The organism is Candidatus Bathyarchaeia archaeon (assembly GCA_041447175.1).
Lineage (GTDB): Archaea > Thermoproteota > Bathyarchaeia > Bathyarchaeales > Bathycorpusculaceae > JADGNF01.
Genome location: CP166960.1, coordinates 2,667,947 through 2,693,891 on the forward strand (window position 1 = coordinate 2,667,947; position 25,945 = coordinate 2,693,891).

General features: G+C 46.0%; 20 protein-coding genes. 15 read left to right on the forward strand and 5 right to left on the reverse strand.

Annotated elements, in window-relative coordinates:
- Nucleotides 1-51 precede the first annotated feature (51 nt).
- A complete protein-coding gene (locus tag ACBZ72_13800) occupies nt 52-1,053 on the forward strand; it encodes a radical SAM protein (GenBank protein XES78695.1) in 1,002 nt (333 codons plus the stop codon).
- Nucleotides 1,054-1,076: 23 nt separating this feature from the next.
- Here the strand turns inward: ACBZ72_13800 and ACBZ72_13805 are convergent, their stop codons facing one another.
- From ACBZ72_13805 to ACBZ72_13815, 3 genes are all read right to left on the reverse strand, one after another.
- On the reverse strand, nt 1,077-2,207 hold the full coding sequence (locus ACBZ72_13805; protein ID XES77224.1) for a citrate/2-methylcitrate synthase: 1,131 nt from the start codon (nt 2,205-2,207) through the stop codon (nt 1,077-1,079).
- A 278-nt stretch (nt 2,208-2,485) separates the two neighbouring features.
- On the reverse strand, nt 2,486-3,193 hold the full coding sequence (locus ACBZ72_13810; protein XES77225.1) for a hypothetical protein: 708 nt from the start codon (nt 3,191-3,193) through the stop codon (nt 2,486-2,488).
- Between the two features lie 318 nt (nt 3,194-3,511).
- The gene (locus ACBZ72_13815) at nt 3,512-3,667 is read right to left on the reverse strand and encodes a hypothetical protein (GenBank protein XES77226.1); all 156 of its coding nucleotides are present in this window, start codon (nt 3,665-3,667) and stop codon (nt 3,512-3,514) included.
- A gap of 179 nt (nt 3,668-3,846) precedes the next feature.
- On the opposite strand from ACBZ72_13815, the gene clpB reads away from it, so the two are divergent.
- Entirely contained in the window at nt 3,847-6,441 is a 2,595-nt protein-coding gene (clpB, locus tag ACBZ72_13820) for an ATP-dependent chaperone ClpB (GenBank protein XES77227.1), read from the forward strand.
- Nucleotides 6,442-6,546: 105 nt separating this feature from the next.
- Here the strand turns inward: clpB and ACBZ72_13825 are convergent, their stop codons facing one another.
- Entirely contained in the window at nt 6,547-7,008 is a 462-nt protein-coding gene (locus ACBZ72_13825; protein ID XES77228.1) for a flavodoxin family protein, read from the reverse strand.
- Nucleotides 7,009-7,052: 44 nt separating this feature from the next.
- On the opposite strand from ACBZ72_13825, the gene ACBZ72_13830 reads away from it, so the two are divergent.
- The 4 genes from ACBZ72_13830 (at nt 7,053) to ACBZ72_13845 (ending at nt 12,189) form a co-directional block, all read left to right on the forward strand.
- A complete protein-coding gene (locus ACBZ72_13830; protein ID XES77229.1) occupies nt 7,053-7,433 on the forward strand; it encodes a hypothetical protein in 381 nt (126 codons plus the stop codon).
- On the forward strand, nt 7,430-11,134 hold the full coding sequence (gene cobN, locus ACBZ72_13835) for a cobaltochelatase subunit CobN (protein ID XES77230.1): 3,705 nt from the start codon (nt 7,430-7,432) through the stop codon (nt 11,132-11,134). Before ACBZ72_13830 ends, cobN (ACBZ72_13835) begins: the two co-directional genes overlap by 4 nt.
- Before the next feature lie 110 nt (nt 11,135-11,244).
- Nucleotides 11,245-11,778, forward strand: a complete 534-nt coding sequence (locus ACBZ72_13840) for a cysteine hydrolase family protein (GenBank protein XES77231.1) — start codon at nt 11,245-11,247, stop codon at nt 11,776-11,778.
- 258 nt (nt 11,779-12,036) lie between these two features.
- The gene (locus tag ACBZ72_13845; GenBank protein ID XES77232.1) at nt 12,037-12,189 is read left to right on the forward strand and encodes a hypothetical protein; all 153 of its coding nucleotides are present in this window, start codon (nt 12,037-12,039) and stop codon (nt 12,187-12,189) included.
- A gap of 373 nt (nt 12,190-12,562) precedes the next feature.
- Here ACBZ72_13845 and ACBZ72_13850 read toward each other — a convergent pair whose 3' ends face one another.
- Nucleotides 12,563-12,970, reverse strand: a complete 408-nt coding sequence (locus ACBZ72_13850; GenBank protein ID XES77233.1) for a DUF3795 domain-containing protein — start codon at nt 12,968-12,970, stop codon at nt 12,563-12,565.
- Between the two features lie 369 nt (nt 12,971-13,339).
- On the opposite strand from ACBZ72_13850, the gene cobN (ACBZ72_13855) reads away from it, so the two are divergent.
- From cobN (ACBZ72_13855) to ACBZ72_13895, 9 genes are all read left to right on the forward strand, one after another.
- Nucleotides 13,340-17,077, forward strand: coding sequence for a cobaltochelatase subunit CobN (gene cobN, locus ACBZ72_13855; GenBank protein XES77234.1), 3,738 nt, complete (start codon nt 13,340-13,342; stop codon nt 17,075-17,077).
- Nucleotides 17,078-17,254: 177 nt separating this feature from the next.
- On the forward strand, nt 17,255-17,869 hold the full coding sequence (locus tag ACBZ72_13860) for a winged helix-turn-helix transcriptional regulator (GenBank protein ID XES77235.1): 615 nt from the start codon (nt 17,255-17,257) through the stop codon (nt 17,867-17,869).
- 318 nt (nt 17,870-18,187) lie between these two features.
- Nucleotides 18,188-20,056 (forward strand): PQQ-binding-like beta-propeller repeat protein, encoded by a 1,869-nt coding sequence (locus ACBZ72_13865; GenBank protein ID XES77236.1) that lies wholly within the window; start codon nt 18,188-18,190, stop codon nt 20,054-20,056.
- Between the two features lie 86 nt (nt 20,057-20,142).
- Entirely contained in the window at nt 20,143-21,357 is a 1,215-nt protein-coding gene (locus tag ACBZ72_13870) for an ABC transporter permease (GenBank protein XES77237.1), read from the forward strand.
- A gap of 10 nt (nt 21,358-21,367) precedes the next feature.
- Nucleotides 21,368-22,057, forward strand: a complete 690-nt coding sequence (locus ACBZ72_13875; GenBank protein ID XES77238.1) for an ABC transporter ATP-binding protein — start codon at nt 21,368-21,370, stop codon at nt 22,055-22,057.
- Between the two features lie 282 nt (nt 22,058-22,339).
- Complete coding sequence (locus ACBZ72_13880) at nt 22,340-23,647, forward strand: APC family permease (protein ID XES77239.1); 1,308 nt, start codon at nt 22,340-22,342, stop codon at nt 23,645-23,647.
- 116 nt (nt 23,648-23,763) lie between these two features.
- Entirely contained in the window at nt 23,764-25,047 is a 1,284-nt protein-coding gene (gene prf1 / locus ACBZ72_13885) for a peptide chain release factor aRF-1 (protein ID XES77240.1), read from the forward strand.
- Nucleotides 25,048-25,283: 236 nt separating this feature from the next.
- Nucleotides 25,284-25,511: an AbrB/MazE/SpoVT family DNA-binding domain-containing protein gene (locus ACBZ72_13890; GenBank protein XES77241.1), complete on the forward strand. Its 228-nt coding sequence runs from the start codon at nt 25,284-25,286 to the stop codon at nt 25,509-25,511.
- 2 nt (nt 25,512-25,513) lie between these two features.
- A complete protein-coding gene (locus tag ACBZ72_13895; protein ID XES77242.1) occupies nt 25,514-25,912 on the forward strand; it encodes a PIN domain-containing protein in 399 nt (132 codons plus the stop codon).
- Nucleotides 25,913-25,945 lie beyond the last annotated feature (33 nt).

Below are 25,945 nucleotides of genomic sequence, written 5' to 3' on the forward strand. Positions count from 1 at the left end.
GGTATGGTTAGAAAAAACAGTGGAGCTGTTTTTCTTGATGCCGCATTTTCCATGTTGAAGTCAAAGTTTTTTACGCATACGCCGTTTTTCTTGGCTCATGCAATAACCTATGGGTGTAACTCCAAATGTAAGACCTGTTCTTATTGGCGGATGTCGAAAAGAACAAAGGAGGATATGTCAACAGAGGCGGTGTTTAGGCTTCTTGACCAAGCCTACGCTTGTGGAATGCGAGGCTACTACCTTTTCGGCGGTGAACCCACCACCCGCAGCGACATCGGGCAAGTGGTGGATTACGCCAAGGCAAAAGGTTACGTGACAACCATGAACACTAACGGGTCCCTTTTGGCAGAAAAAGCGGGGGCCCTTCAGAACCTTGACTTCGTTTTTATCTCTTTAGACTACTTCAATGATTACCACGATTTCATCAGAGGCAGACGCGGCTCCTTCAAAGAAGTCCTCGACAGTATTGACCAACTTCGCAGAGTCGCAAATACAAGAGTCACCTTAGTTACGACCATAAGTAACCTAAATTTTGACGCCATCGAACCCATGGCTAAGCTTGCCCGTGACCTGCGGGTGGGCATCTCCTACAACTCGGTTGAACCTACAGTGCAGTCAAGTTTTGAGGCGGGCAGAACATCAATGCCGATAAGGGATTACGGGTTAACACCGGCTCAACTGCAACTTTTTTACAAGAAACTGCTCTGGCTCAAACGGGAAGGCTACCCGCTGATGGAAACTGATTACGTTCTTAAGCATTTTATTGAGGGCAGACGTTGGAAATGTATTTTTCCACAAATGTTTGTTTACGTGTCGGCTGACAACAAAATCTTTAGCTGTACCTATGACCACACCTACGATTTGACCTGTGGTTCCTTTAAGGACTACTTTTCAAGTAGCCTCTACCAAAATCAAGTGAAAAAAGCCGAAAAATGTAACATTTGCATCCGAACATGCGTGCGAGGTTACTCTTACGCTTACGATTTGGTACCCTTAAATTCCCTGAATCTTCTTCAGGACGCCCGCATTTTGATGCGACAAAATAGGCGCTGAGCCCTCCAAAAAAGGGGGCGTGTTCATCTTTGTTCGATGGGAACAAAGGGTTTGCCAAATTCTCCCACATACTTTGATGAAGGCCGTAGCAGCACCGCATCTTCATACTGCTCAAGTATATGCGCTGTCCACCCTGAGATTCTGCTTGAAGCAAAGAAGGGCGTGAAGAACTGGGAGGGAACCCCCAAAGCATCCAGCGTCACTGCAGCATAGAAGTCTACATTGGGGAAAATGCTCTTTTTCTCGTAAACTACCGACTCGATCTTGAGGCACAAATTGAGTTTAGCGACGTTTTTGCTCTGGCAAAGTTTTTCAGCTATTCCTCTAAGGTGCTTAGTTCTTGGGTCTTCGGTTTTGTATATTCTGTGTCCAAAACCCATTATCTTTTTGTTGTTGCTTAACATGCCTTGGATGTAGTCTTCAACTTCTTCTTCGGTGTTTATGTCATCCAACATGTACATGACTCTTTCACTTGCGCCGCCATGCAAAGGGCCTTTGAGGGTTCCGATTGCCGAGGTGACTGCTGAGTAAACATCAGAGTTGGTGCTTGCTGTTATGCGTGCAGCAAAAGTTGATGCATTAAACCCGTGGTCAGCATGGAGCGTCATGAATCTGGCGATTGCTTTTTTCTCTTCGTCATCTGGGTCGGTTCCGCGGAACATGTAGAGAAAGTTTTCTGCAAAACAGACCTCTTCGTTTGAGGCTATTGGCTGTTTATTATTGCGTAACCGGTATAGAGCAGCTACAACCGCTGGAACTTTCGCTATTAATTGAATCGCTCTCTTTTTGTTTGCTTCTTCTGAGTTGTCTCTGCAGTCAGCGTCGTATTGGCTGAGATGCGACACTTCGGTGCGCAGAACCTCCATGGGGTGCGCTTGTTTTGGAGTGCATTTTAGGCTTTTGATGATTTCGTCGGGCAAAGTCATTTCCGACACGAGAAGAGCTTTGAATTCTTTCAATTCTTTTTTTGTTGGAAGTTTCTTGTTTATCAGTAAATACGCTACTTCTTCGTAGCAGACATTTTCCACAAGGTCGTCTATGTTGTACCCTAAATAGTAAAGTGTGCCCATGGGGTCTACAAAGCTGATTTTGGTTTCAGCGGCGTGAACGTTCTTTAATCCGCGGACGACGGTCCTTTCGGTGTTTTCTGTCATTTAATTTTCTTCTCCTGAATGCCAATCGTGATTTAAGATCAGCTTATGATTATCTCTTTCACGCGTGAATCGTATTTTAGCCTAACGGTAACTTTCTGGTTTTTCTACATTTTTAATTAAAAATTTGGTGTTTGCTTTCAAATACTTGCCTGAAAAACCTAAACAAACGCTTCTGGTTCAGAACAAAATTTGGCAAACTTGCCAAAAATTGGCTAAGAACCCCGTGAACCTAAAAATTTATTAAAATTTGTGTTGACAAAGAAAAAAAAGTTAAGGAGTTATGCCTTTTGCTTTTTTCGAACGCTGTAGACAGCAAAAGCACCAATGCATGCTCCTATTCCCATGAGTCCGCCGAAGGCGTATTCGGGAAGAACAAACAGGGTGCCGCCGCTAAAGGGTGTTTTTATTGTTGTTCCGCCGTTGTCTGTGCCGTAGACAAGGAAGTAAACCTTAGAGTTTTCGTCGGCTGTGGACGCAAATGTGATGTCTACTTGCAGTGGGTATCCTGGACCATTGTTCTTGTCTGCTTCTGCTTGTGTCAAGGTTGGGATGACGTAGTCTCGGTTGTAGCCGTAGTAATCTGCGAGCGTGAATGGTCCGCCGGCAGCTCCGTAGTCAAATACTCCCATTGTGAAGTCGTCAGGGCTAGAGGTTGTTAAGGTGTCTGGTTCTGTTTTTTCGGTGTCGAGGGTGATTTGTGTTAGTCCGCCTTCATGTGCAGCGTTGTTTATGAGAACAACCACGTGGACATCGTTTATTGGGTAGTTAGCTCCGTGTGTGGCAGAGATGTAAAGCGTGTATGTGTTGGTTCCGGGGCTACCGTTTATGTAGTAACCGCAGTACCATGTTCCTGCCATGTCTGCTTGGGTTGAGCCGTCGCCAATTATGAACATGCTGCCTCCGGCAGCAAAAGCGCTTTGAACCGTAAGGGCACCTATAGCCAAAACTACAAGGCTCATCAAAACGGCTGATCTTTTCTTATTCATTTCTTCTCCTTCCTTTCCTCACACACATCTTTTTATCCACTTATAAGCCTAATGGTGTTTTATTCTAGAAGTAAATTAAAGAAAATAAAACCGTCATGTTACTTAACTTATGAAATTTTTTTCGGCTAAAATGTTGTTTTTTCTTTCTTCTGAGCGATTTTTGTTGTTTGTTCTGATCGGGTTCCAACACCCTTAAGAGCGGTCCACAGAAAACACTGCCGTCGTGTTGGTCTCAAATTTTTTGGTCAATAACTGGCATTTTTGAGGTTCTACCCCCATTATTTGTCAAGTTGAGTGTCCTCATAATCAAAGCAGATGTCACGAATGCCTGTTGTAGGGGGTTTCAATGGTTGCTGCACGCGCATCGAAGGCGTAGCTTGTGACTTGAACTTGCATGTGTTGGTAACGGTGTGGTTTGTACTGTACTGTAGGTGCGGGGCTTCCCTCTTCAGTTTCCGCAGAGGTTTGTACCACGATTTTCTACAACAGTGGGGAACGCTTCTTTACGCCTACGCTTACTGCCGAGCATTGCCGTATTATCATCATGAAGTCTGCTTTTGGTTTGGGATGGGCCGTTTTCTTGAGTAACTTTGATGTTTTTTGCTTTTTAGTCGAGAAGATTCAAATAGCCTGCCCGCCAAAAGTTATATTCAATGAGCCTAGAAAATTTTACAATTAAATCCCAAGAAGCAATTCAAAAAGCCATCGAAATAGCTTCTTCAAAACAAAACCAAGCCATCGAACCCGTGCACCTTCTAAAAGGCATGTTGCTGGTTGACGAGAACGTAGTTCCTTACCTGCTAAAGAAACTGGGCGTGAACATGACTGTTTTTTCGGCTTCCCTTGACGGTCTTATTGATTCTCTGCCTAAGGTTAGCGGTGGACAAAACTACCTGTCTTCTAACTCTGACAAAGCCTTAAAAAAAGCCCAAAAGTTGGCGTCGGAAAGCCAAGACAAATTTGTTTCCATTGAACAGTTGCTTTTAGCAATCTTGCCTTTGGGTGATTCGGCTGCTCGGCTCCTTCAGAGCAGTGGCGTTTCAGAAAAAGAACTTAAAGAAGCAATTAAGCAATTGAGAAAGGGATCAACTGTGAATTCCCAAACTACAGATGAAACCTACAATGCCCTCAACAGGTTTGCAATTAACCTTAACGAGCGGGCAAGAACTGGAAAACTGGACCCCGTAATCGGCAGAGACGAAGAAATCCGCCGTGTCCTACAAATCCTCTCTCGAAGAACAAAAAACAACCCTATCCTAATCGGCGAACCAGGAGTGGGCAAAACAGCCATCGCAGAAGGCATAGCCCACCGCATAGTCAACGGCGATGTTCCCGAAAACCTCAAGTCAAAACAGATTTACTCGCTTGACATGGGTGCATTGATTGCAGGCGCAAAATATAAGGGCGAATTTGAGGAGCGCCTAAAAAGCGTCGTGAAAGAGGTGGTTTCCTCAGAAGGCGAAATTGTACTTTTCATTGACGAAATTCATACGTTGGTCGGAGCAGGAGCTGGCGAGGGAGCCATGGACGCCGCCAACATCTTAAAACCTGCCTTGGCGAGAGGTGACTTGCGTGCAATCGGCGCGACCACTCTTAAAGAGTACCAGAAATATTTTGAAAAAGACAAGGCGCTGGAAAGACGCTTCCAACCTGTCATGGTCACCGAACCCGACACGTTATCCGCCATCTCAATTCTTCGCGGTCTTAAGGAACGTTACGAAGTGTTTCATCATGTCAGAATTAAGGATGAAGCCATAATTGCCGCCGTAGAGCTTTCTCAGCGGTACATTTCGGAGCGGTTTCTGCCCGATAAAGCCATTGACCTGATTGACGAGGCAGCCTCAAAGCTCCGCTTAGAAATCAACTCGGCACCTGAAGAGCTGGAAACCATCGAGCGCAAGATTCGCCAGTTGGAAATTGAGCGTGAAGCCATAAAACGGGAAAAAGACGAAGCAAAACTCAAAGCGTTAAATCAGGAAATCGCTAACCTGAGCGAAGAGCGTAATAAACTGAAAGCGCGGTGGCAAGCTGAAAAGGACATCGTGGAGCAAATCCAAGTCAAGAAAAACGAAATTGAACAGCTAAAATTTGAAGACGAAGACGCCAACCGCAGGGGCGACTTGGAGAAAGTTGCGGAAATACGATACGGCAAAATCCCCAAAGCCACCCAAACCATTGAGGATTTGAAGCAGAAACTTTCCGGGGTTCAGAAAGACTCTCCTTTAATTAACGAAGAGGTGGATGCCGAAGAGATTGCGGAGGTGGTTTCCCACTGGACTGGCATACCTGTTAGTCGGATGCTGCAAAGTGAGAAGCAGAAACTGCTCAGCCTCGAAACAGAGCTTCATATTCGTGTTGTTGGGCAAGAGGATGCAGTCCAAGCAGTTTCCGATGCGATTCGGCGAAGCCGCGCAGGGTTGCAGGATCCAAAGCGTCCTATCGGCTCCTTCATTTTCCTTGGCACCACAGGCGTAGGCAAAACAGAGCTCGCAAAGGCACTGGCGGATTTCCTTTTCAACAACGAAAACAACATGGTCCGCATTGACATGTCCGAGTATCAGGAAAGGCACACGGTTTCCCGACTGGTTGGTGCCCCTCCAGGTTATGTTGGTTACGAGGAAAGCGGGCAGTTAACCGAGGCTGTACGGCGAAAACCTTACGCGGTTGTGCTTTTGGATGAAATCGAAAAGGCGCACCCCGACGTCTTTAATATCCTGCTGCAGGTCTTAGATGACGGCAGATTAACCGATAACAAAGGCCGCACAGTGGACTTTAAGAACACAATAATAATCATGACCTCAAACGTCGGCTCCCACATCATCCAAGAAAATCTAGAAAAAGCAACCGCTGATAACCGGGAACTAATCTGGAACCAGACCAAAGATCAAGTTTTCAATCTGCTCAAAAAAACCATAAAACCAGAGTTTCTCAACCGCGTTGACGAAATAATCATGTTCCAGCCACTTAGCGAAGCGGAAGTCAAAAAAATCGTTGAGAATCAACTCAAAGCAGTCCAGCAGATGCTTGAGAAGAACAACGTTAACGTTGAATTCACAGAAAAAGCTGTTGACTATGTTGCCAAGGTAGGGTTTGACCCCCAGTTTGGCGCCCGACCCATCAAGCGGGTTATTCAAAGAAGCGTTCTTAACGAGTTGTCCAAGATTATCTTGGAGGAGAAGGTTAGCAGGGATTCGGTTATTGTGGTTGACGAGCAGAACGGTGCATTAGTCTTCAAAAACAAACCATAGAATCATTATTTGACAAAAGCTCCGCTAATGTTTCATTAGGCAACATAAAACCTCGCAACCTTTTTACTTCACCGCTAATGCACTGTGTATGTTTGGCGCGTGAAGTTACTGGCTTTTTTGATGCGCTACTACAACCTTTGCAAGTCTTTCTCCTAGCTTCACCGCTTGACGTTTGTCCATGTCGGAAGTGCCGCCTTCTACGGTTACACCTGGTTTTACAAATATCGGGTTGAACACACCTATTGTTCGTTCGATGCTTGCGAGAGCGTCGACTTGACCTCCTGCACCCGTGGTGAACACCGCGATGGGTTTACCTGCCATCTTGTCACGTAGCGGGTAAAGTCGCGTCAGCAACGATAGTGTACCTCCAGACATCATGCTGAAATGGGTGGGTGAACCAAAAGCGTAGCCGTCGGCGGATATGACGCTTTGTGAATCCACTGTGTTCGCTTTCTGTACTTCAACAGTGACGCCTTCTACATTTCGGACTCCTTCTGCGACAGAATTGGCGAGTTTCTCGGTGTTGCCTGTCATTGAATCGTACATGATTAAAATGTTGGGACTCATGTTAATCCCACACATAATATAATATGTGCAACGGATAAAAAAACTTGGCGAAAAATGAGGCGTATCATTTCAGGCTCACTTTCTTTGTTAAGCAAAACTTTTGTGGATGCTTGCGCGGCTGGCTTTGGGGAAGGTGTTACTTTTTTGTTTTGTTCTTTTCTGTTTGTGTTGAAGAGTTCAGCAAATCCGCGTTTGTAGTTTCTAGTTTCCAGTTATTCAACTTTGACTTAACTTATGTTAAATCAATATTTATATGCTGGATAGTTAATCCAGCCATAGTAAGGGAAGTATTTGTAGTGGCGAAAAAACCCCTCTCTGTGTCCAGCGCCCTTGTCAATCCAGAAAAGATGCCTCCTACGCTGATTCTTCGCGTTACAAACCCCGAGCTTAATGAGTTGTTTTTATCGGAGACTGAAAAAGCATGACGCAACTTAGGCTTGCTTTTGTAGCCACAATGATAACCGACACGTTACCGCTTGTTTCAGCGGTCAAATCCATAAACCAACGATTCGGCGACATAGTCAACGTCCGTCTTCAAACAGGCGTGATGCCTGAAGACTTCGTAAACCGGGACGAATTCATTCAGTTTGCCAAAACCTCCCACTTAGCAATTGCACATTTGATGGGTACCTTCCCCGACTACGATACCTTTGTTTCAGCACTGCACAGCTCCAACGTGCCAACGCTAATTATTTCTCCAAACAGAGACCAGCCAAGCGTATGCACTGTTGAACCAGAGGACAAACAGAAAATCATGAAGTATCTCCGTTACGGCGGAAAAACGAACTTTGAAAATCTTGTGTTATATCTAGCTAATCGTTTCACCGGGTCCAATTACGACTTTTCTCCCCCTGAAGAGATACGGTGGGAAGGCATTTATCACCCTGACTTTGACCGACTCGTCACCTTGGATGAATATACCGAAAAAAAACTTGTACCCGGAAAACCAACAGTTGGCGTTTTATTTCATACCTCTCAGTTTCAAGGTGAGAACACTAGTTTTGTGGACAGTTTGATTAGAGCGATTGAGGGTCACGACGCCAACGTTATCGCCCTCTCTTTCGGCAGTAAGTTAAACTCGGCTTTTGACACCTTTTTCATGAAAGATGGTAAACCCGTAATCGATGCCTTAGTGAGTGCTTTGTGTTTTTCTTTAACTTCGTCAGACAATGCAGCTTTGGATGCCTTGAAAGTTTTAGGTGTGCCCGTCATTAAGGCGATTTTGACCGTTAACTCTTTTGAAAACTGGCGCGACACCGAGCAGGGACTCAACTTCATTGATATACCCTCCAGTGTGGTTATGCCTGAGTTTGACGGTTTCCTTATTACGGTGCCAATGGCTGCAATGGATTCCGCCGAAATTAATCCACTAACGGGAACTAGAATACTTAAATTCGAGCCGATTCCTGAGCGGGTCGACAAAGTGGCTCGCTTAAGCATCAACTGGGCAAAACTGAGACAGACACCTAATAAAGAACGCAGGGTCGCAATAATTTTCCACAATTATCCTCCGCGAAATGACACCATAGGCAAAGCCTTCGCAATCGATACGCCTCTCTCAGTTTTAAACCTGCTAAACGACATGAAAAACGCCGGTTACCACATAGAAACTTTGCCTGAAAATAGTCAACAACTGATCGATGGCATAATCAACGGATTAACCAACGATTTGCGGTGGTTAAGTTCTGAAGACCTTGCCAAGAGAGCAGTGGGTAAAACTTCCCGCAAACAATACACCGCATGGTTTAACGAGTTACCGTCTGATGCTAAAGCGAAAATGGAGGAGAAATGGGGAAAGCCCCCAGGCAAACCTTTCAGTTATAAAGGCGAACTGTTGGTGCCTGGAATCCTCAATGGGGACATTTTCATGGGGCTTCAGCCGCCGCGTGGTTCTCTGGGCGAAGCGGACTCCGCTAGCTACCATAGCCCTGACCTTTCTTTATCCCACCATTACTATGCGTATTACCGGTGGGTGCGAGATGTTTTCAAGGCAGACGTAGTTATTCATGTAGGTACGCATGGTAGTTTGGAGTGGTTACCTGGAAAGTCTGTGGGGCTTTCAGCATCCTGCTTCCCTGATGCGGCAATCTCTGATTTGCCCAACGTGTACCCTTACGTTATCACAAACCCTGGAGAGGGCACACAAGCTAAACGACGTAGTTACTGCTGCATCATTGACTACTTAATTCCCGTTATGCACAACGCTGACAGCTACGAGGAAACAGCACAACTTGAGGTTCACCTGCAAGAGTACTATCACGCTAAACTTGCTGACGAAGGAAAACTGACTGTTCTGCAGAAGGTAATCTGGGAGACTGTCGTTTCTGGTAAACTAGACCAAGACCTTGAAGTTACTCAAGAAGCGGCTTTTGCTGATTTTGACGGATTTTTGGAGAAACTGCATGCTTACTTGCATGAACTCTCTGATGCTCAACTTCGTGACGGGTTACACACTTTAGGTCAACCTCCTGTTGAGGAACGGCTAGAAGAGTTTCTGGTGACTTTGACCCGATTAAGCAACGGGTCTGTGCCCTCCTTAAGGCAGTCTCTTGCCGAACTCAACGGTTATGACTATGAATATTTGCTTGCGAACAAGGGAAAAATGCGTCCTGATGGAAGGACAAATGGTGACGTAATCAAAGAATTGAACACTACTGCCCTGCAGTTAATGAAGGCTTTCAATGCAAAAGGATTTACAGAAACTAACGTTGATGAAGTAATGCAGACGGTGCTTGGTAAGAGTAGTTCAAAGGTGAAGCAGTGTCTCTCGTACGTATCGACCTTCCTTGTGCCTGCTTTGGAGAAAACCACTGATGAATTGACCAACATTATGGCGTCGTGTGAAGGCGGCTACGTTCCATCTGGGCCTTCGGGCTCCATAACGCGGGGCATGGCGGACATTTTGCCAACGGGACGCAACTTTTACTCCGTAGACCCACGCGCTGTGCCTTCAACTGCCTCTTGGCAGGTCGGTGTTGCTTTAGCCAATAACCTGCTGGAGCGTTATTTAAAAGAAGAGGGGAACTATCCCGAGAGTGTAGGCACTATTCTTTGGGCAACCGACGCCATGAAAACAAAAGGTGATGATGTCGCCGAGGTCCTATACCTGATGGGCGTTAGACCCGTCTGGGAACCCTCCAATGGCCGTGTTGTCGGAGTTGAAGCCATTCCACTGGAGGAGCTAAAACGTCCCCGAATTGATGTTACCGCCCGTATTAGTGGGCTGTTCAGGGACACTTTCCCCAATATTGTTCACCTGATTGATGAGGCGGTGGCTTTAGTTGCTGGTCTTAAAGAGCCTTTGGATAAAAACTACGTGCGAAAACATGTAGAAAAAGAGGTCACTGAACGGGTGGCTCAAGGATGTGATGCTGAAACAGCCCGCGAAGAAGCGCACTATCGAGTTTTCGGCGACCGTCCTGGCACTTATGGTTGCGGGGTCAGTGAACTGGTTAGTTCTCAAAACTGGGAGACCCAAAAGGATTTGAGCGATATCTACATCGCTTGGGGCAGCTACGCCTACAGCAGAAAAGTCTATGGTCAATCGGTCCCTGAACGGTTCAAGCTCCGCCTCATCCAGATTCAGGCTACCGTCAAGAACCAAGATTCACGCGAATACGACATACTTGACTGTGACGACTGGTACGATGTCCATGGCGGCATGATTGTTTCAGTAAAAACATTGAGCGGTAAGGCTCCACGGTCTTATTGTGGTGACAGTTCGGATCCTGACCGCGTGAAAGTCAGAAGCACCGCTGAAGAAACCTGCCACGTTTTCCGTACCCGCCTCCTCAATCCTAAGTATATCAGCAGCATGGTACGTCACGGCTATGCGGGGGCTGGTGACCTCTCGAAAACAATTGATGACGTTTTGGGTTGGGATGCTACGGTTGAGGTTGTGGAGGATTGGATGTGGGAGGGTTTGGCGAACAAGTATGCTTTAGACCCGAAGATGCAGCAGTGGCTAAGGGAAGTGAATCCTTACGCGTTGCAGAACATGACTGAACGCCTTTTGGAGGCAATTGAGCGTGGGTTATGGCAAGCGTCGGATGAGATGAAGGCGAAGCTGCAGCAGCTTTACTTGCAGGTTGAAGGGTGGCTCGAAGGCGAAACTGAAAAAAGGTAACCTGGAGCTGAAATGCGTCTTGAAGACATTAAGTAAAGCGGACTTAATTCCAGTAGGTTTTTCTCCTTTTGTTGTTCAAGAAAAGTTCCTTTTGACCTACTTGGGCGGAGTTGAACAAAATTAAACCGGCATTACTTGTAATTGACGCGCAAAACGGTTGGCTGGAGCTTTCTGCGGGTTTGAAGAAGTCAGTGGATGAGCATGTTGTTAATATGAGTAATGCGATTTCGATATTTCGCATGGCGGGGGCACCGATAATTTTCACCTATCACGCCTACGAGGACAGGGGAATTGTTGCAGGAACCAAAGCATTCGAGCTTTTCTCTGCAGTCGAAGCCAAGACAAACGACGATGTGGTGGTGAAGACCCATCAGAACGCATTTAACAAGACTGAACTCGAAAGCTTGATTCGAGATAAGGGATGTGACACCGTGATTCTTGTTGGACTTAGCGCCCTGCACTGTGTGATAGCCACATATTTTGGCGCGTATGACCACAATCTTGCTCCTTATCTTGCGCGGGGCGCAGTGGCTGCACCTGACGAGGAGTCAGTTCAGATAGCGGAAAAAATCTGTGACACCTTGAGTCTGCGGGCGATAGCGCAAATTTTGAATCAGGACCCAAAAATTATGCGAATGGGCTAAAACCCTTTTTACATCTGAAAAGGAAGTGGTTTGGTTCTTGTCTGCTCGTTATGGTGTGTTCTTTTTCTGAATCCTTCTTTATTTAACTTTGAGTCAATTCCTGTTAACCTATTGTTTCTATAATCAAGCATTCGGCGAAAAATGGATTTCAACAAATTGCCCTTGTCAATATGTGACTTTATTTCTGCCGGCTTTGAGAATTTTTGCCCTCCTGATGTTAGCGCTCTACGGTTTTGGTATAATGGTCTAAGTGTACGCTTGCTTTTAAAAGAGGGGTGGGTTGTCTACGAGGTTATGTACTGCGTCCTGTTGATTCTTTCTCCTATAACCTGCCCCTTAACGGTGCTTCTCACATTAGCCCAACAGGCAAGTGCCATCTTTCCTATCGCGCCTGCCATGATTGGAATGTGAACCTGCCTGATGCCCAACAATCAACCCGAAGTTGCGAGTAATGTCTTTTTGCACCTTTTGGTTTTGGCTGGGCTGTGGATTCTTTTCAAGGTCTTGCGTTCAACTTGATGGATAAATACATGCTAAGTTGGGATTGCTTGAAAAATTCTAGCCAACAAAAACGCTGCTGAGCGTCAATTTGCCTTCTTTCCATGTCTCTGTCGAAATGGATGCAGCTGTTGCTTGTGCAACGATTTGCCTGAATGTTCTCCTGACCTTTTTCCTTTAACCTCTACCTTTTTCATGTTTCCCTCGAAGCTATTTGGGATTTGCTATCGAAGCGGCACCTGAAAGAAGGAAGGAAAGTATCCCAAAAGTGTCGGTAACCCTGCGTTTAGGGGTCGCATGTGTAACATCTTTTTGTTTGTGCACAGATTACTCCGCCGCAGGTGGGGCATTTCCATTTTTCTTCCTCGCTCTTCAGAAATTCCTCCATTCCGTTGGCTTTGATGTATGTGAAACTTTCGATTAAGCTTGTTCCATATTTTTGGCTGTAGTATTTGTCAATTTTTTTTAGTTCTGTACATGGAAAATCTTGGCATTCAAAGCAGTATTCAATTTTTTCTCTGGTTGCTTGGTTTTTGCAGTGTTTCTTAAAGAATGTGCATGTGTCTTGTCTTGTTTGGCAGCCGCCGCAGGGGTCGGTCTTTTCGCCATTTAGTTTATAGCCGAAGAAGCCTACGCATGTTCGGCAATTTATTCCGCATTTAGCAAATAGTGATGCTTCCCTTTTTGTATTCATTTTACATGCTGTCCTTGGCTGTTTCTTTGCTTAACTTTGAGTTAACTTTGCTTTAACTAATGTTTATATGTTTGGATGGATAATCCATCCGATTGACGTGGAGGAATTAAACTTAAGAAAACACGGTAACATCAACGCTTACCATGATGAAGCGGACGTTACCCCATACAGTTTCCAAATTCAAAAACAGCCTCCACCTAACAGCATCAGGAAGCTTCTGCTGTTGAAGAGGTTTTGTGTTCCCTTGACTTTATTTTCTGTCACAACAACCCCGCTTGGTCCTGATGATAATTGTTCCCTTCGCCTTTCTTCAACGTTGACCCCTGATTGCTGCCTTAAATCTGAGCTTATAAATGGAGCGAATAACCTTTGAAAGTTGCCTTTGTAATCCTTTCCCACGAAATAGAAACTGTAACCTTAGCAGTTAAAGCCATACAAAAAGAAAAAGGCTTAACCATCAACATTTGTCCACGAACGGCAGAGGAATTAGCGGACCCAACCTGTTTAGAAGATTTCATCCAGTTTGCTCAAGGCTCCCATGTGTTGGTTATGCATTTAATGGGCGGCAAGAAGGGCTTTGCTGGCTTTGACCGCGTCGTATCCACCATGCGTGATATGCGCATTCCTGTTTTTGCTTCAGATGTACAAAATGACCCCGAAGTTGTGACGGCGTCAACCCTGGACAAAGCCGACTACCAAAAGATTTACAAGTACATTGCCTACGGCGGACTGAAAAACTATGAGAACTTGTTGCTTTTTTTGGCAAATCGCTTTACATGTGGCACATACGAAATCAATCCACCCAAGCAGATGCCGCTTGAGGGCATCTATCATCCTCAACTAGGTCAAGTTTTAACGTTAACTGAATACATGGAAAAGAAGTATTCGCCTGAAAAACCCACGGTTGGTGTTCTTTTCCATCATGACCCTGTGAAAAGTGGCGATGTGACCCTTGCAAACAGCCTGATTGACTCGATTGAGCGTCAGGGGGCGAATGCTATTTTGCTGTTCTTTTCTGTCAATAACGTTGCAGCCAAGAACTTGCGTTGGGTTGTCAACAACTTTTTTATGCTGGATGGAAAGCCTCTGGTTGATGTTGTCATCAGTACACTGGCGCATTCTTTAGCGGCGTTTATGCCCAGTTCTGAACCTGTAGATAACTTGTTTAAGGAGTTGGGTGTGCCTGTCCTGAAAGCGATTGCGACCTACAACACTTTTGAAGAGTGGCGTGACAGTTTGCTGGGGCTAAACTTCAGTGAAGTTGCTTGGAATGTGGCTATGCCTGAATTTGACGGCATGATAATAACCGTCCCGATTGCTGCCCGATGGATATCTGAGACGGACCCGATGACAGGTGCAAAAATAACCTCGTATAAGCCTATTCCTGAACGTCTTGACAAAATGGTTCGGTTAAGCATAAACTGGGCCAAGCTAAGGCACATTCCCAACGGGGAAAAGAAAGTTGCCTTAATTTTCCATAATTATCCTCCACGAAATGACCACATCGGAAGTGCTGCTGGCCTTGACTCTGCTGCTTCGGCGATAAACCTGCTGAGGACTCTGCAGGAAAACGGTTACAAACTGGATTATATTCCTGAAAACGGGCAGAAACTGATGGAAGCCGTTCTTGACGGGTTAACTAATGACCAGCGGTGGTCAAGCCCTGATGAACTTGCACAGAAAGCGGTCGCCAAAATCTCCAATGCACAGTATCTTCAATGGTTAAACGAGTTGCCCGTTGATGTTAAAGAAAAACTGGCAAAGCATTGGGGGCAGCCTCCTGGCAAACTCTTCAACTACAAAGGCGACCTGCTGGTTCCAGGTATCATGAACGGCAACTTATTCATCGGGCTCCAGCCTCCTCGAGGCTACACAACTGACCCCGCGTCTATTTACCACAGTCCAGACCTGCCTATCCCATATCACTATCATGGCTATTACCGGTGGATTCGGGATGTGTTTAAAGCTGACGTTATCATCCATTTCGGTAAGCATGGAACCATGGAGTGGACGCCTGGGAAATCTGTTGGGTTATCGGCTTCATGTTTTCCTGACATAATAATCTCTGATTTGCCCAACGTGTACCCCTACCTCATCGATGACCCCGGAGAAGGAACAGGAGCAAAGAGGCGCAGCTACGCTTGCCTTGTTGACTATTTGATTCCTGTGATGCATAACGCGGATTCCTACGAGGATCTAGCGAAAATCTGCGTGCAGTTAAAAGAATACTATCGTGCTAAAACTTCTGACCCCGGAAAACTCAAAATCCTGCAGAAGCTGATTTGGGATACAGTAGTCAACGCTAACCTTAACAGCGACCTTAACGTTACGCAGGAAGATGCCTTTGCTGGGTTTGACGCGTTTTTAGAGCGGCTACATGCTTACCTGAATGAACTGTCAGATACTCAGATTCGAGATGGACTTCACATCATGGGTGAACCACCAACTGGTTTTCCGCTGGAGGAGTTCTTGGTTGCATTGACCCGATTGAACAACGGAAATGTGCCTTCTCTGCGTGAGTCTCTGGCTGCGTTGAAAGGTTATGATTATGAAGCGTTGCTGGCGAATCGCGGTTTATTGCGTCCTGAAGGGAGAACCAACGGCGACGTAATTGATGAGTTAACTGCCCTTGCCCTTGAACTGATCCAACAATTTCACGCCTTAGCCTTCAAAGAAGAATGCATTGACGAGTTAATGCAGGAAGTGCTTGGTTCACGTCAGGCACAAGTTAGACAGTGCTTGACGTACATCTCGACTTTTCTTGTACCTGCATTAGCTGCCACCACTAACGAATTAACCAACACCTTAGGCTCCTGTAGTGGAACTTATGTTCCAACGGGGCCATCGGGGGCTCCTACGCGTGGCATGGCTGACATTTTGCCGACGGGACGAAACTTTTACTCCATCGACCCTCGTTGTGTTCCTTCCGTTGCTGCTTGGAAAGTCGGCATAGATTTGGGCGATTCCTTACTTAAACGGTACATGGAAGAAGAAGGAAAGTACCCTGAGACTGTTGCTATTGTTGTTTGGGCAACTGACTGCATGAGAACCAACGGGGATGACGTCGCTGAAATCTTGTACTTGATGGGTATTAAGCCAGTGTGGGAAGCATCCAGTGGACGGGTGACGGGCTTGGAGCCGATTCCTTTGGAAACGTTAAGGCGCCCACGCATTGACGTTACGGTTCGAATAAGCGGTTTGTTTCGTGATAATTTTCCTAACATTGTGCATCTTATTGATGAGGCAGTGGCTATGGTCGCTGATCTCAAAGAAACTTCCGATAAAAACTACATCCGAAAGCATGTTGAAAAAGAGGTTGCTGAACGTATAGCCCAAGGCGTTAGTCCTACGGAAGCTCGAGAAGAGGTTTGCTACCGAATTTTCGGCGACATACCTGGCGGTTACGGTTCAGGCGTAAACGAGGCAATTGATTCGAAAAACTGGAAGGACCAAAACGATTTAGCCGATATCTACATCACGTGGGGCTGTTACGTTTACGGTAGGAAACACTTTGGGTTAACGGCGCCCGAGTTGTTTAGGCGTCGGCTGGGGCAGGTTCAGTTAACGGTGAAGAACTGGGACACCCGCGAATATGATACTCTGCAAATAGACGACAGCTACTCCTACCATGCAGGCATGGATGTTGCCATTAAAACAATTACAGGAAAGGCTCCCCACTCATATTACGGTGACAGCACCGACCCCAAACGGGTTAAAATCAGAAGCACAGCCGAGGAAATAAAATACTGCTTTAGGGCTCGCCTTGTTAACCCGAAATGGATTGAAAGTCTAAAGAAGCATGGTTACCATGGTGCCGCGGAGTTTTCTCGGCAAATGGATTACGTGTTGGGTTGGGACGCAACCGAGGAAGTTATCGAGGACTGGATGTATGAGGATTTGGCGGAAAAGTTTGTTCTTGACAAGGCAATGCAGGACTGGTTAAAGGACGTTAACCCATTTGCCCTGCAGAACATGGCGGAGCGACTGCTGGAAGCTATCGAACGCGACATGTGGCAGGCAACCGAGGAGATGAAGAAGCAACTTCAAGATGTCTACTTGGACATTGAGGGGGTTCTGGAAGGAACAACTGAAAAAAAGGGTAAGTGAGGACAACTGCGTTTTGAAGGCGAGAAATGACTCGTATATTTTCAACGTTATTTATGTTGTGAAAATCTGTAGAACAGTAACCAATACCTCAATAAAGTACGGTGGTTAAGTGAATTTCCCGTGTATACGAAAAATATAAAAAATCAATGTGATAGTGTTGAGTGGGAGAGAGGTCTCTTGGACAAGAAAAACGAGCAGAAACTGCAGCTTTTGTTAACTTTGATAAAAGGTGCCCGAAGAAGTGACAAGGAGTTGTCCAAACTCACTGGGAACACCCGTGCCACCGTGACTCGCCGACGAAGGCAGTTGGAGGCTGAAGGCTACATCCGAGAGTATACAGTTTTGCCTGAATTCACAAAAATTGGCTACAACATCTTGGCTTTCACCTTCCTAACCTTGAAGGTCTTACCAAAAGGCGAACGCGGGGGAAAACTGCTTGATGAGTGGTTTGAAAGGCACCCCTTTATACTATTTGCTGCGGGTGGCGAAGGTCTAGCCACAAATACCATTATGTCGTTGCATAGGGACTACACAGACTTTTCTGAATACATCAGCACTTTGAGAGAGGACACACAGGACTTCTACGAAAACTTACAGTTCTTTATAGTGGACTTAGCTAGGAAAGAAAGCATCTTGGAGCCTTTTTCTTTAGCACGACTCGACCCCAAAGCCGATATTTCCCAGAAAGACTACCGTCTGTTCACATCCAAAAAAGCTAAACCTTTAGGGAAAGAGCAACCAAAAAAAATGGCCACTAACCTTAAAAGTTCAAATCAACCCGCCTATGGCTAATGTTGGAAAAGTTACAGACAACCTCTTTACTCAATTAGCTATAAATGCGCATTTTTTTGCTTTGTTCTCATAAGTCCTGCTTTTATTTGTTGAAACAGTGTTTTTTGCAAATTTTTTCCTGAAAAACGGAGTGAACTTCAACGTGTACTTTTTGTACAAAAAATCATGAAAATATGCGCAATTTTTGTAGAAAAATGAGTGAAAAAGGCTGTTGGGGTCAGAACACGGTTTTTTTCCTATGCACATCGTTAAATGTTCTGAATTTAAAATCATGTCAAAAATCAAGCAAAGCATAGGAGAATTAATGGTGAGAAAAAAATGACTCAAAAATATTTGAAACCTTTTGTAGTTACTCTGACTCTGATGCTGATGGTGATGCTCGCAGTTTCAATGATTGCGCCAGCCCAAGCCTCTAGCCAAAACAGTGACTCTGCGACGTACTCGTGGCTTCAAACTCCGACGGCGTTCTCTGGTCAGATGACACATGGACCTGGTGAAACACAGTATCCCTGGAGTTATGTCGGGTGCGACCTAGCCGCTACAGGCTATACGCCAAGTTCTGGTCCTCAATCGTCGCACTTATTATGGAAAACAGCCACTGGAACTTCTAATGCGCCTTTTTCCTTTGCAGTAAATGATGGCATGGTTTTCTCAAGAAGCGTGTTTGATGGTGTCCTTTTTGCTCTAGACGCAGAGACTGGTGAATTCGTATGGCAAACCCAAGTAGGTCGAGCTAAGAGTCCCGAAGCTGTAATCTATCATGATGGCCACATATACACTGATGCTGAAAATTACAGCCTTGTTCGCGTAGATGCCGCCACTGGTGCCCTGAATTGGAAGTACTGCTTCCCTCCAGAGCTTGTCTTAGCCACCGATAATAACACGGAGTACCGCGTCAACATGCCCCTCGTTTGCGGCAACGACATAATCTATGTCGGAGTTGGAGATACTCTGTTTTGCCTACAAGACCAATACGACCATTGCTGCTGGGCAGATATGATTGAGCCCTTCGAAAACGTAAAGGTACTCTGGACCTACACTTTGACTGAACAATCTTCTTGCGGCTGGGGCGGTTTCCACAGTCCTATAATATCTGGTGACAAACTCTACAATGCTGCCTTTACTGGAGAGGTATTCTGCTTCAATGCTACCACTGGAGATATAATCTGGAAATCTAATGTTCCTGAAACTCCTATTATGAGGTTAGAGCAGATGAGTCTATCAGATGGCCTTGTCGTTGTAGCTTCATCTGATCGTCTATTCTGCTTTAATGCAGAAACAGGCGCAGTAGAATGGGAGGCATTGAATGGAACATTCCCATCGTCACCATCAATCCATGATGGAAAGGTCTTTGTTTATGACGTTCCCGGGAAGTTCTGCTGCTTAGACTTAAAGACCGGCGCCGACATCTGGCAATTCACACCGAAAAATAACTCCGCCTCTTACTATTACCCCACAATCGCTGATGGCAACGTCTACATAACCGCCTCGTCAGCCGGCATAGTTGACGGTGCACCTACCTATTATTGCTGGGTTCAATGCTTAGATGAGCAAACAGGAACACTGAAGTGGGAAGCCCAACTGGACCCTGGTCCTTATAAGAAGGGATACGGAGCATGTGTTGGCGCTACATCCGTCGCAGACGGCAACTGGTACATACACAACGGCGCTAATGGCTACATGTACTGTTTCGGTGCGGGACCAACTGAAATTTCGTTATCCGTTACTGCTTCATCTCTAGACCTTGGAAGAAACAGCATCCTTTACGGGCGCCTCTTAGATCAGTCTCCTGCTAGTCCAGATGCCCCCGTTGTTGGTGCCTCCGTAGACTTGTATGCAGGTACAACAAAAATTGCTACCGTTACCACAGACGATGACGGTATGTTCTCTACTGCTTGGACTCCATCCACTGAAGGCGTGTACGACCTCTACGCTTGCTTCACTGGAAACAACTCATATGAAGCATCAAATAGCGACACAACCCTAATTCAAGTTGGGCCAACAGCTCAACCCAGTATCTCAACACCATCACCAACGCAGCAAACAAGTTCGCCCTCTCCAAGCGTAGCTCCTCCGCCAACCAGTGACACGCCAACAACCACCTACATCGCAATCACAGCAGCAGTCGTCGTCATTATCGCGGTTGCAGCAGCAGTCCTGCTGAGAAGACGCAATCAAGGCAATTAAAAAATGAACTTTCTTCCTTTCCCTTCTTTTCTTTTTTTGAGTACGTGTCAAACCTCCAGAAGCCCATAAATTAAGAGGTGTTTGAAATGCTTGGTAGTTACGCATTAAAAGAAATCAAGCGGCGTAAGCTTCGCAGTACTGCTTCCGTAATGGGTTATGTGATTGCAGTTGCCTTTTTGATAATACTGGTCACGTTTGCTCAAAGCTACAATGTTGAGGCTACCGCACAGTTAAATCAAGTCGGGACTCATTTCGTGGTTTACACTCCTGATTCAATCATCTGTCCCTGCTCTCTTATAGCAGAAGTGGGGCCTTTCTTCAAGTCCACATACACATCCACTTTTGGCTCGGGTATAGTCGACACAGTGGCTGCTTTGCCGGGAGTTGCTGATGCTGCACCTTGTTTGATGTTTAGACTTGGCAATCTCACCATCTGTGGAGTAGACTATGATTCTTTAGCAACACAAGCCAACGTTGTAGCTCCAAAAACGATAGTGGCAGGGGACTATTCAAAAGCCAATGGTCCCGATGCGATTCTTATCGATTCAGTTTACGCAGATGTAACAGGACTTGATGTGGGCGATGATTTAACGGCGTTCGACAGAACTTTTACTGTTGTTGGCATCGTTAATCCCAGTCTTTACAGTAAACCTGCAGGAACGGCTAACCTGTATGCGCCTCTGCCTGTGGTTCAAGAAATCGCCCGATATTATGGAAGTCTCTACCTTTTTGAAATGGACGACATTAACGTCATACTCGTCGAGATTTCTCCTGAAGGCAATTCAACCTACATCAATACCGTTGAGAAGGAAGTCTTGGGCGTCTTAAACGAGTACTCGGGAGAAGTTGGTGCCGTAGTTGGCTACCAGTGCAGTTTAGCTGCCCGAAAAGTTATCTCCGTTACCGACGAAAGCGCTTGGGCAATCTCCATCGTTCTTCTGATTTGTATGACGCTGTTTGCACTTAAGTCTCAATTCGGTTCGGTTGTGGAACGAACAAAAGAAATTGGTATTCTCAAAGCAATAGGCTGGACCGATTCTGACGTTACAAAACAGGTGTTTCTTGAATCCCTACTCCAAGGACTTGCAGGTGGAATCATCGGGGTTGGCTTAGGCTACTTAGTCACATTGCTAATTCCAAGTCTTGGTTTAGTGTCAACTCAGGGTCTCGTTTTGCAAGTTTCTCCCATTCTACCCCTGATTGGTATGGTTTTCTCAATCAGCGGAGGCGTATTAGCCGGCATCTTACCAGCTTGGCGCGCGGCAAAACTGCAACCCGCCGAAGCCCTTAGACGTTTGTGAGGTGAAAAAAATGAAAAACAATCTGCTAATAGAAACAAGGAACTTAGTGCAAAGCTATTCCCGAAAGAATGGTTCACAAGTCAAAGCGTTGGATGGCGTTAACCTTGCGGTTTTCAAAGGTGAATTTTTGGCAGTGGTGGGGCGTTCCGGCAGCGGAAAAACCACGCTGCTAAACCTCATTGGCGCCCTAAGTCGACCCACCTCCGGCGAAGTGTTGTTTGAAGGTAAGAACCTAAGTGGCTTCTCAAATCAAGATTTAGCGCTGCTGAGAAGAGAAAAAATAGGTTTCATTTTTCAGACCTTCAATCTTTTGCCCGCGTTGACTGTGTTTGAAAATGTGGAGTCCGCTTTGGTTCATTCGTCGATGTCCAAGGAGAAAATTGCTGAAAAAATCTCTGCTTTGTTGGCGTTTCTTGATTTAACTGACAAGTCTGGTATGTTGCCTCTTGAGTTAAGCGTTGGGCAACAGCAGAAGGTGGCTATTGCACGGGCTCTGGTTAAGGACCCAACAATAATAATTGCCGATGAACCCACTGGCGAAATGGACCCCATATCTGGGAAAGAGATTGTGGCAAAACTCTTGGAGCTTAATCGCGAATCAAAAATAACGATTATTGTTGCAAGCCACGGCACATTTCCCTACGCTGAAGCTGACCGCACAGTATTCCTCAAGGATGGCAAACTTGTCATGCAATATTAAAGCTCTAAGCAAAGCTGGAACGCGGCATCGTTCCTTTTTCTTTTTTGTAAATCAGATTGGGCTAGGCTGGCGCTTTCTTGGTGGTTAAGTTTTTTGGAATTGTAGTTTTGGGTGCTGAGAGGGCTCTGGGGGAACTCACAACTTGCTTGTTGAGGTTTTCATTTGTTCTCTCCTATTTTCGTTCCAGAGCCCCAGCAAAACCTTTTCCATTGGTTAGCGATTGGCTTCTTTTCTACTGTAATCCAAACATATATTTCTTAAAATGATGTCTGCATAGTCAAGATGATTAGTGTTAAGGTTGCAACGGCTGTTGGGCTTGGGGCTATAATTGGGGCGGGAATTTTTGTTCTTAGCGGAACAGCCATAGCTTTAGCTGGTTCAGCTGCGCTTATCGCTTTTGTCATTGTAGGTGTTATCGCTTTGATTGTGGCGCTTGAGCTGGGCGAGTTAGGTTCCATTATGCCCAAAGCTGAGGGCGGCTCTTACTCTTATGCCTACGAAGCCTTTGGCAGCGAATTAGGCTTCATCACAGGCATTATGCTCTATTTTGCCTATGCCTCCTCTATTGCGCCCATCGCGTTAGGTTTTGGCTCCTATCTAACTAGCCTTTTAGGTTTAAGCGGCGGCAACTACCCCACAATATTTGCCATACTGCTAATTCTGGCACTTGCAGTAGTTAACATACTGGGCGTAAGCAAAGCGGCAAAAGCCGACTTCGGATTGGTCATCATCAAAATCTCCATACTCATAATCTTCATAGTTTTCGCTCTTCTCTTCACCTTGGGAAACAGCAGCCTTGGGGAAGCCACTTTCACCTCGGGCTTTGCAAACGCCAACATAAGCTCCATCTTTGCGGCTAGTGTTGTTATTTTCTTTGCTTACTCGGGTTTTCAGGCAATTTCCACCATAACCAAAGACGTTGAAGGCGGAGGGGCAGGTGCGGCAAAAGCCATCATACTCTCCGTTGTTGTAAGCATGGTGCTTTATGTGTTGGTGGTGATTTCCCTTCTGTTTTTGATGCCTGCAAGCCAGTACACCATCTCCTCTGACCCGCTGTCGGTTGCGTTGAGGTCGGCTGGTGCCCCCAATTGGCTCTTCACTTTGGTTTCTGTGGGTGCCCTGATAGCCACCACTTCGGCTGCGCTCGCCATGATTCTAAGTGCCTCGCGGGTTCTCTACCAGATAGGCACCGACAAGCTGCTTCCAAAAATTGTGCGCAAATACAACGAAAAACGTGACGTCGCCGTGAACGGGGTTTTGATTTCCTCTGCTATTGGCATTGTGATGCTTTTCGCGGGCAACATTTACGTTATGGCATCCATCAGCAACTTTGGCATTTTGTTCTGCTACCTGATGGCAAGCTTTGCCTTAATTCACTTCAGACGCAAAAAAGCGCCTGCCAGCTTCCGCGTTCCTCTCTATCCGTTTCTTTGCATAGCGGGTATTGTGGGGTTGATTGCGCTTCTGATTGGTATGCCCAAAGAAGCTTTGATTGTTGGGGTGGCGTTGATTTTGGCTTTGATGTTCATCTACTACATGCTGGTTGAAGCGGAATCTCGACCGGTCGAGCGGATAGAACTTTTTGATTAACCTAACGTGTCTGGGGATGATTGTAAGCGCAGGGGCTGCATCACTTTGCCAAACGACGCTGCAGGCGTTTCTAAAGAAACCAATAAATCATTTCCTGCCCTGTCTGAAGACGTGGTGTGAATTTGGGTTCTGACAAAGTAACGCGCATCTACGCGTGTCAACTCGCTACCAGCAATTCTGTCAAGCAGCATAAACTCAGAAAAACGATTGCCTGGCTGTCAGACAAAGAAGGCTTAGGCAAAGAATTCCTGTCCCTCTACCTGCCCCCTACGGCATCAATCACACAAACAATAGCGACCCTTAAGAGCCAATCTAAGTCTGATACCCGCAGGAACGGGGAAGTTTGGGGTCGATTTCAAGATTCCTCAAAAAATTTGATTCGGCACTTAAACCTTAAGAAGGAGCTGCCTGAGACTGGTCTTGCAGTGTTTGCTGGAACTTTTACTGTAAAAGGCGAAGGTGAGGTTTCTACTGTTGAGGAATTAGTTCCGCCGCAACCTGTTGCCGCCTATCTTCTCGAAGTTGACAACCATTTCCATTTAGAACCGCTTAGGGAAATGCTGCGAAACCCCCAAGTTGTGGGGCTGCTCGCCATGGATTCAAAGCAGGCTAGCTTTGGTTTGCTCAACGGGGAAAGCCTCGAATTCCTCAAGGACATCACGTCAGGTGTTTCAGGTAAGTCAGGCAAAGGCGGGCAGAGCCAGAGACGCTACGAAAGAGAACGAGACATGGAGCTCTCGCACTTTTTCCACCGAGTTGCCGAGCACGCGGCTAAGGCGTTTCTTGAAGACCACGAGGTTACGGCTTTGATAGTTGGCGGACCAGGTACAACAAAAGCCGACTTCTTAAAGGGCGATTACCTCCACTATGAGTTACAAAACGCCCTCGTGAACACAGTGGACATCCAGTCCGCAGACCGGGCAGGCGTGAGGGAAGTGTTTGAGCGGTCAGCTGAGCTTTTAAAGAATCTGTGCACGCCTGAAGAGCGGATGGCTGTTCACCGACTTTTGGCGGAACTGGCTAAGCAGACGGGGTTGGCGACTTATGGGCTAGGTTCCGTTTTGGATGCACTTAGAAACGGTGAAGCCGAAGTGGCGCTGGTCACAGACAGCACAGGCTTTGTTGAGGTTGGGGTGTTGTGCAAGAAATGTGGGCTGTCAAAGACGCAGATAATGGATAGCCAAGAGAAAGCTCAAAAGGTACAGGAAATGTTGTCGGGTCACTGCGAAAGGTGCAAGGCTGCTGACTTTGAGGTGAAGGAGAAAGATATCGTGGATGTATTGGAGGATGCGGCTTCACAGACAGACGCACGGGTCGAAGTGATTGCTACGGAGTCAGATGAGAAAATGCAGCTCACAGCTTTGGGGGGCATTGCTGCCCTCTTACGATATAGAACTTAGATAGACTGCCGAAAAATATGTTTCAAATAGTCTTCCGGGTGCCTGTGGTTTTAGTAAAACTGTTTAAGTGGTCTCTCTGAGATTTGAACTCTGAGCCTCTTGAGTGTAATCAAAGGTTTATGCGGTTATGTTATGTTTGCAGGTTTTGTCCTGAATGCGGTGAATATCCTATTTGTTATTTGTAGTAGGAAATTCTTTTATGGTAGTACATGCTTATGCTAACGTTGGCTACAACTATGGAAAACATTGTTAAAGTTACACGAAGGGGGCAAACCACAATTCCGGCGGAATTCAGGCAAAAGCTCGGAATCAAAGAAGGTGACCAGTTGGTCGTTGAAGCTACAGATAACGGAGTCCTGTTTACGCCTATTCCTAAGCTGGAAGAGTTGGCTGGCGTTGACTCTCAATACGGGACTCCTGAAGAGCTAAAGAAGGCGTTAGATAAACTTAGGGAAGAGTACTAAGCTTGAAGGAAGTTCTTGATACAAGATTCCTGTTTGAATACTTCTACTCCTCCAACCTCGAAACCAAAAACAAAGTAACCAGAAAAATGAACGATATGCTATCAAAAAACCTTGGTATATTACCTACAATGGTTCTGGCAGAAATCACCAAAGTCACCTGTGAAAGAAGAGGCAAAGACGTTGCCGAGAGCCGCTATCATGCCCTAGTCCAAAGCGGACTGCAAATCCAAGATTTGACGCCGCAAATTGCAAAACATGCAGGTCTGCTTAAAAACCAACACAGAAGCGTGCCCATGGGCGACTGCATCATAGCAGCAACAGCCATCGTAAATCACGCTCGGGTACTTTCAGACGACCCGCATTTTGACAACATAAAAGACGCCAAACGCGGCTGGATCTAAGCTCAGAGCTTAACACTTGTTTGATAGTGGAAA

Coding starts and splice junctions, on each gene's coding strand:
- ACBZ72_13800 (XES78695.1), top strand. CDS start 52: ATGTTGAAGTCAAAGTTTTTTACGCATACGCCGTTTTTCTTGGCTCAT.
- ACBZ72_13805 (XES77224.1), bottom strand. CDS start 2,207: ATGACAGAAAACACCGAAAGGACCGTCGTCCGCGGATTAAAGAACGTT.
- ACBZ72_13810 (XES77225.1), bottom strand. CDS start 3,193: ATGAATAAGAAAAGATCAGCCGTTTTGATGAGCCTTGTAGTTTTGGCT.
- clpB (XES77227.1), top strand. CDS start 3,847: ATGAGCCTAGAAAATTTTACAATTAAATCCCAAGAAGCAATTCAAAAA.
- ACBZ72_13825 (XES77228.1), bottom strand. CDS start 7,008: ATGAGTCCCAACATTTTAATCATGTACGATTCAATGACAGGCAACACC.
- cobN (XES77230.1), top strand. CDS start 7,430: ATGACGCAACTTAGGCTTGCTTTTGTAGCCACAATGATAACCGACACG.
- ACBZ72_13850 (XES77233.1), bottom strand. CDS start 12,970: ATGAATACAAAAAGGGAAGCATCACTATTTGCTAAATGCGGAATAAAT.
- ACBZ72_13865 (XES77236.1), top strand. CDS start 18,188: ATGACTCAAAAATATTTGAAACCTTTTGTAGTTACTCTGACTCTGATG.
- ACBZ72_13870 (XES77237.1), top strand. CDS start 20,143: ATGCTTGGTAGTTACGCATTAAAAGAAATCAAGCGGCGTAAGCTTCGC.
- ACBZ72_13875 (XES77238.1), top strand. CDS start 21,368: ATGAAAAACAATCTGCTAATAGAAACAAGGAACTTAGTGCAAAGCTAT.
- ACBZ72_13880 (XES77239.1), top strand. CDS start 22,340: ATGATTAGTGTTAAGGTTGCAACGGCTGTTGGGCTTGGGGCTATAATT.
- ACBZ72_13890 (XES77241.1), top strand. CDS start 25,284: ATGGAAAACATTGTTAAAGTTACACGAAGGGGGCAAACCACAATTCCG.